7 protein-coding genes are annotated in these 12,643 nt (G+C 73.5%); 4 read left to right on the forward strand and 3 right to left on the reverse strand.

Going from position 1 to position 12,643, the window contains the following annotated elements; translation table 11 throughout:
• Positions 1-118 precede the first annotated feature (118 nt).
• Positions 119-2,914: an ATP-dependent RNA helicase gene (locus ACIQ6R_RS09160; RefSeq protein ID WP_404219904.1), complete on the forward strand. Its 2,796-nt coding sequence runs from the start codon at positions 119-121 to the stop codon at positions 2,912-2,914.
• 64 nt (positions 2,915-2,978) lie between these two features.
• Here the strand turns inward: ACIQ6R_RS09160 and ACIQ6R_RS09165 are convergent, their stop codons facing one another.
• Positions 2,979-4,832, reverse strand: coding sequence for a lytic murein transglycosylase (locus ACIQ6R_RS09165; RefSeq protein ID WP_404219906.1), 1,854 nt, complete (start codon positions 4,830-4,832; stop codon positions 2,979-2,981).
• 261 nt (positions 4,833-5,093) lie between these two features.
• Here ACIQ6R_RS09165 and ACIQ6R_RS09170 point away from each other — a divergent pair, with 261 nt between their 5' ends.
• Positions 5,094-5,948, forward strand: a complete 855-nt coding sequence (locus tag ACIQ6R_RS09170) for a DUF4184 family protein (RefSeq protein WP_404219908.1) — start codon at positions 5,094-5,096, stop codon at positions 5,946-5,948.
• Here ACIQ6R_RS09170 and ACIQ6R_RS09175 read toward each other — a convergent pair.
• Together ACIQ6R_RS09175 and polA are read right to left on the reverse strand one after the other, a co-directional pair.
• On the reverse strand, positions 5,869-6,216 hold the full coding sequence (locus ACIQ6R_RS09175; protein WP_404219910.1) for a hypothetical protein: 348 nt from the start codon (positions 6,214-6,216) through the stop codon (positions 5,869-5,871). The two genes, ACIQ6R_RS09170 and ACIQ6R_RS09175, sit on opposite strands and share 80 nt — an antisense overlap.
• A 472-nt stretch (positions 6,217-6,688) precedes the next feature.
• Positions 6,689-9,415, reverse strand: coding sequence for a DNA polymerase I (polA, locus tag ACIQ6R_RS09180; protein WP_404219912.1), 2,727 nt, complete (start codon positions 9,413-9,415; stop codon positions 6,689-6,691).
• A 222-nt stretch (positions 9,416-9,637) separates the two neighbouring features.
• Here polA and ACIQ6R_RS09185 point away from each other — a divergent pair, with 222 nt between their 5' ends.
• Positions 9,638-11,932 (forward strand): FdhF/YdeP family oxidoreductase, encoded by a 2,295-nt coding sequence (locus ACIQ6R_RS09185; RefSeq protein ID WP_404219914.1) that lies wholly within the window; start codon positions 9,638-9,640, stop codon positions 11,930-11,932.
• Between the two features lie 79 nt (positions 11,933-12,011).
• The gene (locus ACIQ6R_RS09190) at positions 12,012-12,500 is read left to right on the forward strand and encodes a PaaI family thioesterase (protein WP_404219916.1); all 489 of its coding nucleotides are present in this window, start codon (positions 12,012-12,014) and stop codon (positions 12,498-12,500) included.
• Positions 12,501-12,643 lie beyond the last annotated feature (143 nt).

The following is a 12,643-nucleotide window of genomic DNA, read 5'->3' on the forward strand; positions in this document are numbered from 1 at the left end:
CGCGCGCGTGGGGAAGTGTTCCGCTGTCGCGCGTCCACGCGCGCGTGGAGGCTGGTCTCGGCGGCCCGCGTCCACGCGCGCCTGGAGGCTGGGCTCGGCGGCGTACGACACTGGGGGCGTGATCCGTTACGACGCCCTGGACGCCCTGCCCGTACGCGGTGCCCTGCCCGCTCTGCACGACGCCCTGGAAGGGCACGGCACCGCGGTGCTGGTCGCGCCGCCCGGTACCGGCAAGACGACGCTGGTTCCGCTCGCGCTGGCCGGGCTGCTGGGCGAGGGGCCCGAGCGGCGTGTGGTCGTGGCCGAGCCGCGGCGGATCGCGGCGCGGGCGGCGGCCCGGCGGATGGCGTGGCTGCTGGGTGAGAAGCCCGGCGCGAGCGTCGGGTACACCGTGCGCGGTGAGCGGGTCGTCGGGCGGCACGCCCGCGTGGAGGTCGTCACGACCGGTGTGCTCTTGCAGCGGCTCCAGCGGGACCAGGAGCTGACGGGCGTCGACGTGGTGGTGCTCGACGAGTGCCACGAGCGGCATCTGGACGCGGACACGACGGCGGCGTTCCTGTGGGACGTGCGGGCGGCACTGCGGCCCGAGCTGCGTCTGGTGGCCGCGTCGGCGACGACGGACGCGGAGGGCTGGGCCCGGCTGCTGGGCGGGGCGCCGGTGGTCGAGGCGCGGGGCGTGTCGTATCCCGTGGAGGTGGTGTGGGCGCCGCCGGCGCGTCCGGTCCGCCCGCCGCACGGGATGCGGGTGGACCCGGTGCTGCTCGCGCACGTGGCGTCGGTGGTGCGGCGGGCGCTGGGCGAACGGGACGGGGACGTGCTGTGTTTCCTGCCGGGCGTCGGGGAGATCTCCCGTGTCGCCGGGCAGCTGGGGGATCTCGGAGACGTCGACGTGCTCCAGGTGCACGGGCGGGCGCCGGCGGCCGTCCAGGACGCGGTCCTGTCCCCCGGGGCGCGGCGCCGGGTGGTGCTGGCGACCTCGGTGGCCGAGTCGTCGCTGACGGTCCCGGGCGTACGGGTGGTCGTGGACGCGGGACTGGCGCGGGAGCCCCGAGTGGATCACGCGCGCGGGCTGAGCGCCCTGACGACGGTACGGGCCTCGCGGGCGGCGGCGCGGCAACGGGCGGGCCGGGCCGGGCGTGAGGCGCCGGGGGCGGTCTACCGCTGCTGGGCGGAGGCGGAGGACATCCGTCTCCCGCGGTTCCCGGCGCCGGAGATCAAGGTGGCCGACCTGACGGCGTTCGCGTTGCAGGCGGCTTGCTGGGGCGACCCGGACGCGTCCGGGCTGGCGCTGCTCGATCCACCGCCGGGCGGGGCGATGGTGGCGGCCCGGTCGGTACTGACGGCGATCGGCGCGGTGGACTCCTCCGGCCGGGCCACCGCGCGGGGCGTACGGCTGGCCCGCCTGGGCCTGCATCCACGGCTGGGGCGTGCGCTGCTCGACGCGGGGATGCCGGGGGCGGTGGCGTCGAGCGCCGGGGCCTCCGGTGGGGGCGGCTCCGGCGGAGGCCCCGCAGACCCGGGCTCCCGGGCGGCCGCCTCGTACACCGCCCCGTCCGGTGCCGGGAGTCCGGGCAGGGGTGCCACGGGCACGGACGGCTCCGCCGCGGGGGTCTCGGGCGCAAGCAGCTCCCACGCGGGGGCCTCGGACGTGGACGCCTTCCACGAGCGGGCCTCGGGCGTCGGCGCGGCGGCCGGTAGTGGCACCTCCCGTGCGGGCGCCTCCAGTACGGGCGCCTCCCGTGCGGTGGCGGAGGTGGTGGCTCTGCTCAGTGAGGCGCCGCCGCGGGAGTACGGGGACGATCTGGTGTCCGCGCTGCGGGCGGCTCGGCGTGGCGGCGATGCCTACGGGACACGGTGGCGGGCGGAGGTGCGGCGGCTGCGGGCCGCCGCGGAGAGCGCCGGACGGCCGGCTCAGGGCGACACCGGCGACACCGGCGACACCGGCGACAGCGGCGCGGGGCTGGTGGCCGCGCTGGCGTTTCCCGAGCGGGTGGCCAGGAAGGACGGTGGTTCGTACTTGATGGTCTCCGGCACCCGGGCGGAGCTGCCGGAGGCGTCGGCGCTGCGCGGGGCGCCGTGGATCGCCGTGGCCGTGGCCGACCGGCCCGTGGGAAGAGGGCACGCGCGCGTGCAGCTCGGCGCGGTCGTCGACGAGCGGACGGCCCGGCTCGCCGCGGGAGCGTTCCTGGAGGAACGCGACGAGGTGCACTGGGGCGACGGCGACGTCGTGGCCCGGCGTGTCGAACGGCTCGGGGCCGTGGAGCTCACCGTCCGGCCGCTCGCCGGCGCCGACTCCGGTCTCGTAAGGGACGCGCTGCTGGAGGGGCTGCGGCAGGAAGGGCTCGGGCTGCTGCGCTGGTCGGCCGACGCGGACGTGCTGCGCAAGCGGCTCGCCTTTCTGCGGCGGCGGCTCGGTGAGCCCTGGCCGGACGTCTCCGACGACGCGCTGCGCGCGCGTGTGGACGAATGGCTGGAGCCCGAGCTGGGCCGGGCCCGGCGGCGGGCCGACCTGGCGCGGATCGACGCCGGGCAGGCACTGACGCGGCTGCTGCCCTGGGCCTCCGGGGAGGCGGCGCGGCTCGATGAACTCGCCCCGGAGCGGATCGTCGTCCCCAGTGGGTCCGGGATCCGGATCGACTACGACGACCCGGGCCGGCCCGTCCTCGCCGTGAAGTTGCAGGAGATGTTCGGGCTCCAGCGCTCGCCCGAGGTCGCGGGGGTTCCGCTTCTCGTCCACCTCCTCTCGCCCGCGGGCCGCCCGGCCGCGGTCACCGCCGACCTGGCCTCCTTCTGGAAGGACGGCTACAAGGGTGTACGGGCGGAGTTGCGCGGCCGGTACCCGAAGCATCCGTGGCCCGAGGACCCGGCCACGGCGGAGCCGACGCGGCACACCAAGGCGCGCCTCGGGAAGTGACGAGGGCACCCCTCCGCTGCGGCGGAGGGGCGCCCTCGGTCGGTCGGTCCTGCGCGAGTCGCGGCTACGCGTCCGGCTCGGTCGACGGCACGGTCGACGGCTCGGTGGACGGCTCGCTGGAGGGGCTGGGCGAGGCGTCCGGCGAGGCGTCGCCGGACGGGCTCGGCGACGGCTCCGGCTCGGCCTCGGCCACCTTCAACTGGACGTTGAGCGCGGCGCCACCCGCGGTGGTGAGGCGGAGCACGAACGTGCCGGCGGTGTTGTCGGCGTACAGCTTCGGCAGCTTCAGCAGGCCCTTGGCGTCGGTCTTGAGGCCGGTCAGGGTGCGGACGGCCTTGCCGTCGGCACCCTTGAAATAGGGGCCCTTGTCGTTCTCGGCCGGGTCGAGGACCGACTTGACGAGCGTGGCGGTGACGGCGACCTTGTCCGCGGCGGCGCCCTTGTGCGTGGCCTTCACCTCGACCTGGCCCGCGAACTCGCCGCCCGGCGTGCAGGTCAGCGCGGTGTCCTCGGTGCGGGCGAGGACGTCGGCCACGCGCTCGGTGACGGTGGCCTTGTAGTCGAGGCCGGCGACGGTGCGGCCGACGACGGTGGCACGGACGGTGAACGCGCCGGTCTTCTCACCCGCCACCAGCGCGGGCGCGACGGCCACGCCGGCCGCGTTGGTCGTGGCCGCGGCGAACTTGTCGCCGCCGATGAAGGTGGCGTCCGTGTCACCCAGGACGGTGAAGCGGATGCGTACCTTGCCGACGGCCTTTCCGGCCTTGGTCTCGGCGCGGGCGCTGATCTTCTTGTCGAACGTGTCGCCCGCGATCGCCGTGAGCCCCGTGGCGCCGGCGTTCTCCAGGTGGTGCACCGTGTCCGTGGGGGTCTCGGTCTCGGGCGGGGTCTCCGGGCCGGTCGGGGGCGGCTCGGGACTCGGGGAGCCGGCGCCGGGATCCTTGGGATCGTCGGGCGGGGTGGGCTTGTCCGGCTTCTCGGGGACGGGGCTGGGGCTGGGGCTGGGCGGCGTCGTGCCGGGGGCCTGGGGTCCGGTGGTCGCGCCCGTTCCACCGGGCGAGGGGTCGGGCCCGCTCACGTCGGTGCCGTCGTCGCTGCGGCCCACCGGCAGGGTGCCGGTGCCGTCCGGGATCTCGTGGGTGCCCTTGCGGTAGTGCTCCAGCCAGGACAGGACCGTGTGCAGGTAGTCCTGCGAGTTGTTGTAGCTGAGGATCGCCCGGTTGAGGTCCGCCTGCGTGGACAGGTCCCAGTCGAAGCGGCACAGGTAGTGGCCGGCGGAGAGCGCGGCGTCGTAGATGTTGTTGGGGTCTGCCTTGCCGTCGGCATTGCCGTCGCGGCCCGCCCACGCCCAGGTGGAGGGGATGAACTGCATGGGACCGACGGCGTTGTCATAGGCGCTGTTGCCGTCGTAGACGCCGTTGTCGGTGTCCTTGATGAGGGCGAAGCCGTTGCCGTCGAGCTGCGGGCCGATGATCCGGCCGAGGGTGTTGCCCTGGGCGTCGACACGGCCGCCACGGGCCTGGCCCGACTCCACCTTGCCGATGGCGGCGAGGAGTTGCCACGGCAGATTGCAGCCGGGCTTGGACTGGCGCAGCGTGGACTCGGCCTTCTTGTAGGCGTCGAGGACGGTGGCGGGAATGCCCGCCTCGGACGGTGTCCGGGAGGCGGGGGTGCCGATGGTCGGTGCGGGACTCGGGCTGTCGAGCGGCGGCAGGTCCGTGTAGTACGGCGAGTTGCCGGTCGCGCTCTCCTCGGCGGGGGCGTCGGACGCCGGCATGTTGTCGGCGGTGGTCTGTCTGCCGTTGGCGTCGGCCGTCACGTCGGGAGCCTGGGACGCGGACAGGGCCGCGACGGCCACCGCCGCCACGGTGGTGGTGACCGCCGCCTTGCGGAGCCTCCGGTCGAAATGCGCCGCCATAGAGTGACCCCTCCCGTGGACGCCCGCGCGTCCGTCTCCGTCTGTTCCGACTGCCTTCACCGGTCTTCGGCCGTCGTGCTCGCCCGTGGTACCCGCCCTGTTGTGACGATCGGTCCGTGCCGACGGTTGCACCGCAACCTTCCCCGCGCGGTGCTCGTCTGTTCGACCAGTTGGGTGCCGCAGGCGACCCTACGACAACTTGGTTTGCACGGGCACCCGTTCGTGCCCGATATTCACCAGTTGGCCATATGAGGAGTTCTCTTGCCGTTCACCCTCAGTCATGCGGTCGCCGTGCTGCCGGCCGTACGGAGCGACGGGACCGGCCGAGGGCCGCTGGTGCCTGCCGTGCTCGTCGCGGGCTCCCTCTCGCCCGACATGACCTACTACGCGGCGAGTTTCCTGTCCGGGGCGATGGAGTTCGGAGACGTCACGCACTCCTTCCCGGGCGTCTTCACGGTCGACGTGATCATCGCCTGGGCGCTGGTGGCGGTGTGGCTGCTGGTCCGCGAGCCGCTGGTGGCCCTGCTGCCGCGGGCCGGGCAGGGCCGTGCGGCCACCCTGCTGCGCTGCGGGGCGCCACGCGCGCGCGTACGGCCGTCCCTGGTGGCGCGGTGGTACATGTCGGCGGTGCTGGGGGCGCTGACGCACGTGGTGTGGGACGCGTTCACCCACCTCGACCGCTGGGGGATGCGGGTGTTCCCGGCGCTGGGCCGGGAGATAGCGGGCTCGCCGCTCTACTGGTACCTCCAGTACGGCGGTTCCGCGGTGGCAGCGGTCGTGATCGCCGTGTTCCTGGCGCGTGCACTGCGCCGGGCGCCCCGGGCCGAGCCGCTCGGCGTCCCGGTCCTCTCGGTACGGGACCGGTGGTGGGCCGGGGCGGTGCTGGGCGGCTGTGCGGTGGCCGGGGCCGTTCAGCGGGCGACCCGGTGGTGGGACTACTGGGGCCCCGTCGCGAAGCCCTGGGAGCTGATCCCGACGGTGTGCTTCGGGGCGGGCGCGGGACTCGTCCCGGGTTTGCTGCTGTACGCCGTGGGGGTCAGGGCGTGGCGTCCGGCTCCGGTCCCCACAAGCCCGGCCGGCGTCGGTAGGGAGCCGAGCCGCCGGATCCCGCACTGAGGGTGTCGGCGGTCGCGACGAACACGGTGAAGGTGGGTGCCGGACGTGACCGCGGCAGCAGGGTGAGGGCCAGCGCCAGGTAACCGCGGGCCAGGTCGGCCCACAGACGCCAGGCGGGCGTCTCGCGCGGGGGCGCGGCGGCCGGGTCCCGGTGGACGAGTCCGCGGCGGAGGTCCGCCGCGGTGCGCCGCAGGACCGTCACGAGGGTGGCGGGGATGCGGCCGGTACTCGCACCGGGCGCGACGACCGGGACCGGTGGTGGTGACACGCGGGCGGGTCCGTCTGTGCTTGCCCGAGCCGGTGCCGTCCGGTGGTGGAGCATGCGTATACCCATGCCCGCATCCTCACGGGAGACGGGGGCAGGGGCGTTTCCGCGAGGGCCACCTGAGTGACGGGCCCTGGAGGGCGGCCGTGGGCGCGCGGACGAGGGCCGGGCGGACGAGGGCCGGGCGGGGCGGTGCTGTCCATGCCCGCCCTCCTGGGCCGACGAGAAGCGCGATCCCCGGGGGGCGGCGTCGGCGCTACCCGGAGCCCCCGGTCCGGCGAAACCGCCCGTCCCCCAGGAGCCGGCGAGTCGCGGCACGCCCGCGCCGGCGGTGAGGCGGCGCGGCACCGCACACTCGCGCCGCTCCGCGCCCGTACCAACCACCGAACACCGCGACCCCGAGCACCGCACACCGACCGCCGACCGCCGACCGCCGACCGCCGACCGCCGACCGCCGACCGCCGACCGCTGGAGGCTAGTGCGCCGCCGACTCCCAGTCCGGCCCGGAGCCCACCGAGACGCCCAGGGGGACCCGGAGCCGCACCGCGTTCGCCATTTCGCGGCGAACCAGTTCTTCCGCCGCCGCGCGCTCGCCCGGGGCGATCTCCAGGACGATTTCGTCGTGGACCTGGAGCAGCATGCGGGACGTGAGGCCGGCCTCGCGCAGTGCCTTGTCCACGTTGAGCATGGCGATCTTGACGATGTCGGCCGCCGTGCCCTGGATCGGGGCGTTGAGGGCCATGCGTTCGGCCGCCTCGCGGCGCTGGCGGTTGTCGCTGTTGAGGTCGGGCAGGTAGCGGCGGCGGCCGAAGAGGGTCGCCGTGTAACCAGTCGCCCGTGCCTCGTCGACGACCCGGCGCAGATAGTCGCGTACGCCGCCGAAGCGCTCGAAGTAGGCGTCCATCAGACCGCGCGCCTCGGCCGCCTCGATGTTCAGCTGCTGGGAGAGGCCGAAGGCCGAGAGCCCGTACGCCAGGCCGTAGGACATCGCCTTGATCTTGCGGCGCATCTCCGCGTCGACCGCGGACTGCTCGACGGAGAAGACCTGCGCGGCGGCGGTGGTGTGCAGGTCCTCGCCCGAGGTGAACGCCTCGGTCAGGCCCTCGTCCTCGGACAGGTGGGCCATCACCCGCAGCTCGATCTGGCTGTAGTCGGCCGTCATCAGGGACTCGAAACCCTCGCCGACGACGAAGCCGCGGCGGATCGCGCGGCCCTCGTCGGTGCGGACCGGGATGTTCTGCAGGTTCGGGTCCGTGGACGAGAGGCGGCCGGTCGCGGCGACCGTCTGGTTGAACGTGGTGTGGATGCGGCCGTCCGCGGCGATCGTCTTGATCAGGCCCTCGACCGTGACGCGCAGCTTGGCCTGCTCACGGTGGCGGAGCATGATCACCGGCAGTTCGTTGTCGGTCTGGGCCGCGAGCCAGGCCAGGGCGTCGGCGTCGGTGGTGTAGCCGGTCTTGGTCTTCTTGGTCTTGGGGAGGTTCAGCTCGCCGAAGAGGACTTCCTGGAGCTGCTTGGGCGAGCCCAGGTTGAACTCCCGTCCGGCGGCGGCGTGTGCCTCCTTGACCGCCTGCTGCACGGCGCCCGCGAACATCTGCTCCATCGCCTGGAGGTGCTCGCGGTCGGCCGCGATGCCGTGCCGCTCCATGCGGGCCAGCAGCGCGGACGTGGGCAGCTCCATGTCGCGCAGCAGGTCCGCGGCACCGACGTCCGCCAGGCGGCCCTCGAACGCCTCGCCCAGGTCGAGGATGGCGCGGGCCTGCACCATCAGCGCCTCGGCCTCGGCACCCTCGTCCGCACCGAAGGCCAGCTGGCCGTCGGCCGCGGCGGCGGGGGCCAGCTCACGGTGCAGGTACTCCAGGGACAGCGCGTCCAGGTCGAAGGAGCGGCGGCCCGGCTTGACCAGGTAGGCGGCGAGGGCGGTGTCCATGCCGACGCCGGCGACGCTCCAGCCGTGCTCGGCGAAGACGCGCATCGCGCCCTTGGCGTTGTGGAAGATCTTCGGCCGGTCCGCGTCGGACAGCCACGCCGTGAACGCCGCCTCGTCGGCCTCGTCCACCTCCGTCGGGTCGAACCAGGCGGCCTTGCCGTCGGGCGCGGCGAGCGCGACCTCGGCGACCGAGCCGGTGCCCAGCGCCCAGGTGTCGACCGTGGCGACGCCGAGCGGCTGCGTGCCGTGCTCGGCGAGCCAGCCGGCCAGCTCGCCCGTGCCCAGCACCGTGCCGTCCAGCTCGACGCCGTCCGCCACGACCGGGGCGGCCTCGGCCTCCTCGGCACCCGGGTCGACGGCGTAGAGCCGCTCGCGCAGCGACGGGTTGCGGATCTCCAGGGTGTCCAGAATCATCGCGACGCCCTTGCGGTCGTACGCCGTCCGCTCCAGGTCGGTGACGGTCTTCGGCAGCTCGACCCGGCGCTCCAGCTCGGTGAGCCGGCGGTTGAGCTTGACGGACTCCAGGTGGTCGCGGAGATTCTGGCCCGCCTTGCCCTTGACCTCGTCCACGCGCTCGACCAGATCGGCGAAGGACCCGAACTGGTTGATCCACTTCGCGGCGGTCTTCTCGCCGACGCCCGGGATACCCGGGAGGTTGTCGGACGGGTCGCCGCGCAGTGCCGCGAAGTCGGGGTACTGCGCGGGGGTCAGTCCGTACTTCTCGAAGACCTTCTCCGGCGTGAACCGGGTCAGCTCGGAGACGCCCTTGGTCGGATACAGGACCGTGGTGTGCTCGCTGACCAGCTGGAAGGAGTCCCGGTCGCCGGTGACGATCAGCACGTCGAAGCCCTCGGTCTCGGCCTGCGTGGCGAGCGTGGCGATGACGTCGTCGGCCTCGAAGCCGTCGACGGCGAAGCGCTGCACGTGCATGGCGTCGAGCAGCTCGCCGATCAGCTCGACCTGGCCCTTGAACTCGTCCGGGGTCTTGGAGCGGTTCGCCTTGTACTCGGTGAACTCCTGGGACCGCCAGGTCTTGCGGGAGACGTCGAACGCCACCGCGAAGTGCGTGGGCGCCTCGTCACGCAGCGTGTTGGCCAGCATCGACGCGAAGCCGTAGATCGCGTTGGTCGGCTGGCCCGTCGCGGTCGTGAAGTTCTCCGCGGGCAGCGCGAAGAACGCGCGGTACGCCAGTGAGTGCCCGTCCATGAGCATCAGGCGCGGACGGCCGCCGCCGGAGGTGTTGTCGGTCTTCTTCGCTGCTGTCTCTGCCACGTCCCCGATCCTGCCACGGACCACTGACACTCGGACCCGCGCTCGCCGGTGGCAGGGGCGCGGCCGCCCCGCGCCACAGGACCGGCCCCCTGCCCTCGCCGCACCCACTGCTCCCGGACCCCGGCCTGCCCGGCCCGCCCCGCCTGCCCGACCTCCGCCACTGTCACCGGGGCGTGCGAGGATCGGAGACGTACCTCACACGTGTACGCGAAGGAGCGCGCGATGGCCACCAAGCCGCCCAAGGGTGATCCGGTTCAGGACGCGCCCCAGGTCACGAAGGTCCAGCACGCGGCGGCGGGCATCCCGGCCATCGGCCACACCCTGCGTATGGCACAGCGGCAGATGGGCGTGAAGCGGACCGCGCTGACGCTGTTGAGTGTCAACCAAAAGGACGGCTTCGACTGCCCGGGCTGCGCCTGGCCGGAGCCGGACCACCGGCACAAGGCGGAGTTCTGCGAGAACGGCGCGAAGGCCGTGGCCGAGGAGGCCACCCTGCGCCGGGTCACCCCCGAGTTCTTCGCCGCGCACCCCGTCGCCGACCTGGCGACCCGCAGCGGCTACTGGCTGGGCCAGCAGGGCCGGCTCACGCACCCGGTGTACCTGCCGGAGGGCGGCGAGCACTACGAGCCGGTGACGTGGGAGCGCGCCTTCGACATCGTGGCGGAGGAGATCGCCGCCCTGGACTCGCCGAACGAGGCGGTGTTCTACACCTCGGGACGCACCAGCAACGAGGCGGCGTTCCTCTACCAGCTCTTCGCGCGCGAGCTCGGCACGAACAACCTGCCGGACTGCTCCAACATGTGCCACGAGTCGTCCGGCTCGGCCCTCGGCGAGACCATCGGCGTCGGCAAGGGCAGCGTCCTCCTGGAGGACCTCTACAAGTCCGATCTGATCATCGTGGCCGGCCAGAACCCGGGCACCAATCACCCGCGCATGCTCTCCGCCCTGGAGCGGGCCAAGGCGAACGGCGCGAAGATCATCAGCGTCAATCCGCTGCCCGAGGCCGGCCTGGAGCGCTTCAAGAACCCGCAGACCCCCAAGGGGCTCACCGCGGGCGCCGCGCTCACCGACCTGTTCCTGCAGATCCGCCTCGGCGGCGACCAGGCCCTCTTCCGCCTCCTCAACAAGCTGATCCTGGAGACGGAGGGCGCGGTCGACGAGGCCTTCGTCGAGGAACACACGCACGGTTACGAGGAGTTCGCCGAGGCCGCCCGCGCCGCGGATTGGGACGAGACGCTCACGGCGACCGGCCTCACGCGCGCGGAGATCGGGGAAGCGCTGCGCATGGTGCTCGCCTCGAAGCGCACCATCGTGTGCTGGGCGATGGGACTCACCCAGCACAAGCACTCGGTGCCCACCATCCGCGAGGTCGTGAACTTCCTCCTCCTACGCGGCAACATCGGCCGTCCGGGCGCGGGCGTCTGCCCGGTGCGCGGCCACTCCAACGTGCAGGGCGACCGCACGATGGGCATCTTCGAGCGCCCCGCGCCCGCCTTCCTGGACGCGCTGGAGAAGGAGTTCGGCTTCGCGGCGCCGCGCGAGCACGGCTACGACGTCGTACGGGCCATCCGGGCGCTGCGCGACGGCGAGGCGAAGGTCTTCTTCGCCATGGGCGGCAACTTCGTCTCCGCCTCCCCCGACACGGAGGTCACCGAGGCCGCCATGCGCCGCGCCCGCCTCACCGTGCACGTCTCGACGAAGCTGAACCGCTCGCATGTGGTCACGGGCGCGCGGGCGCTCATCCTGCCGACGCTGGGCCGTACCGAGCGCGATCTGCGGGTCGGCCCGGACGGGCAGGGCACAGAGCAGTTCGTCACCGTCGAGGACTCCATGGGCATGGTGCACGCGTCCCGGGGCCGGCTGGAGCCCGCGAGCGGGCAGTTGCTGTCCGAGCCGGCGATCGTGTGCCGGCTGGCGCGCCGGGTGCTGGGCGAGGGCAGCCGCACGCCGTGGGAGGAGTTCGAGAAGGACTACGCGACGATCCGCGACCGCATCGGGCGCGTGATCCCGGGCTTCGAGGACTTCAACGCGCGCGTGGCGCACCCCGGAGGCTTCGCCCTCCCCCACGCCCCGCGCGACGAGCGGCGCTTCCCGACGGCCACCGGCAAGGCCAACTTCACCGCCGCGCCGATCGAGTACCCCGCGCTGCCCGAGGGGCGCCTGCTGCTCCAGACGCTGCGCTCGCACGACCAGTACAACACCACGATCTACGGTCTGGACGACCGCTACCGGGGCATCAAGAACGGCCGCAGGGTCGTCCTGGTCAACCCGGAGGACGCCCGGAGGCTCGACGTCCGGGACGGCTCGTACGTCGACCTGGTCAGCGAGTGGAGGGACGGCGTGGAGCGGCGGGCGCCCGGCTTCCGCGTCGTGCACTATCCGACGGCCCGGGGGTGCGCGGCGGCGTACTACCCGGAGACCAACGTCCTGGTGCCGCTGGACGCCACGGCGGACACCAGTAACACCCCGGCCAGCAAGTCCGTCGTCGTCCGTCTGGAACAATCGGCGACCGACTGAGCGTTTGCTCAGTCGAGCCGACGGCCGCGCCGGCCGGCGGACCAGACAGACAGACGGAGCAACGGAACGGAGCCGGTCCATGGGCGAGCAGCAGCAGGTGCAGTTCCCGCAGGAGGTCATCGACGAGTACGCCGCGCTCGGCGTGGACCTGCCCGCGCTGTTCTCCGCCGGGCACCTGGGGACGCGCATGGGCGTCCAGATCGTCGAGGCGTCGGCGGACCGGGTGGTCGGCACGATGCCGGTGGAAGGCAACACGCAGCCGTACGGGCTGCTGCACGGCGGGGCATCGGCGGTGCTGGCCGAGACGCTCGGGTCGGTCGGCTCGATGCTGCACGGCGGCAGCAGCAAGATCGCCGTCGGTGTCGACCTGAACTGCACCCACCACCGCGGGGCCCGCTCCGGCCTCGTCACCGGAGTGGCCACGCCGGTGCACCGGGGCCGGTCGACGGCGACGTACGAAATCGTGATCAGCGACGAGCAGGACCGCCGCGTGTGCACCGCCCGACTGACCTGCCTGCTGCGGGACGTGAACCCGGGCGACGGGGCGCCTGCGGGCACGACGGGCTGAGCGGCGCGCGGGCGGCCGGAGCCCACCCCGACCGCGCACCACTCCAGGCCGCGCACCCTCCAAGCCGCACACCACTCCAAGCCGCACACCACTCCAAGCCGCACACCACTCCAAGCCGCACACCACTCCAAGCCGCACACCAT

Source organism: Streptomyces sp. NPDC096048 (assembly GCF_044763415.1).
Lineage (GTDB): Bacteria > Actinomycetota > Actinomycetes > Streptomycetales > Streptomycetaceae > Streptomyces.

Bases quoted from the DNA above. Each gene is read 5' to 3' on its own strand.
- ACIQ6R_RS09165 (WP_404219906.1), bottom strand. From the start codon at position 4,832: ATGGCGGCGCATTTCGACCGGAGGCTCCGCAAGGCGGCGGTCACCACC.
- ACIQ6R_RS09185 (WP_404219914.1), top strand. From the start codon at position 9,638: ATGGCCACCAAGCCGCCCAAGGGTGATCCGGTTCAGGACGCGCCCCAG.
- ACIQ6R_RS09190 (WP_404219916.1), top strand. From the start codon at position 12,012: ATGGGCGAGCAGCAGCAGGTGCAGTTCCCGCAGGAGGTCATCGACGAG.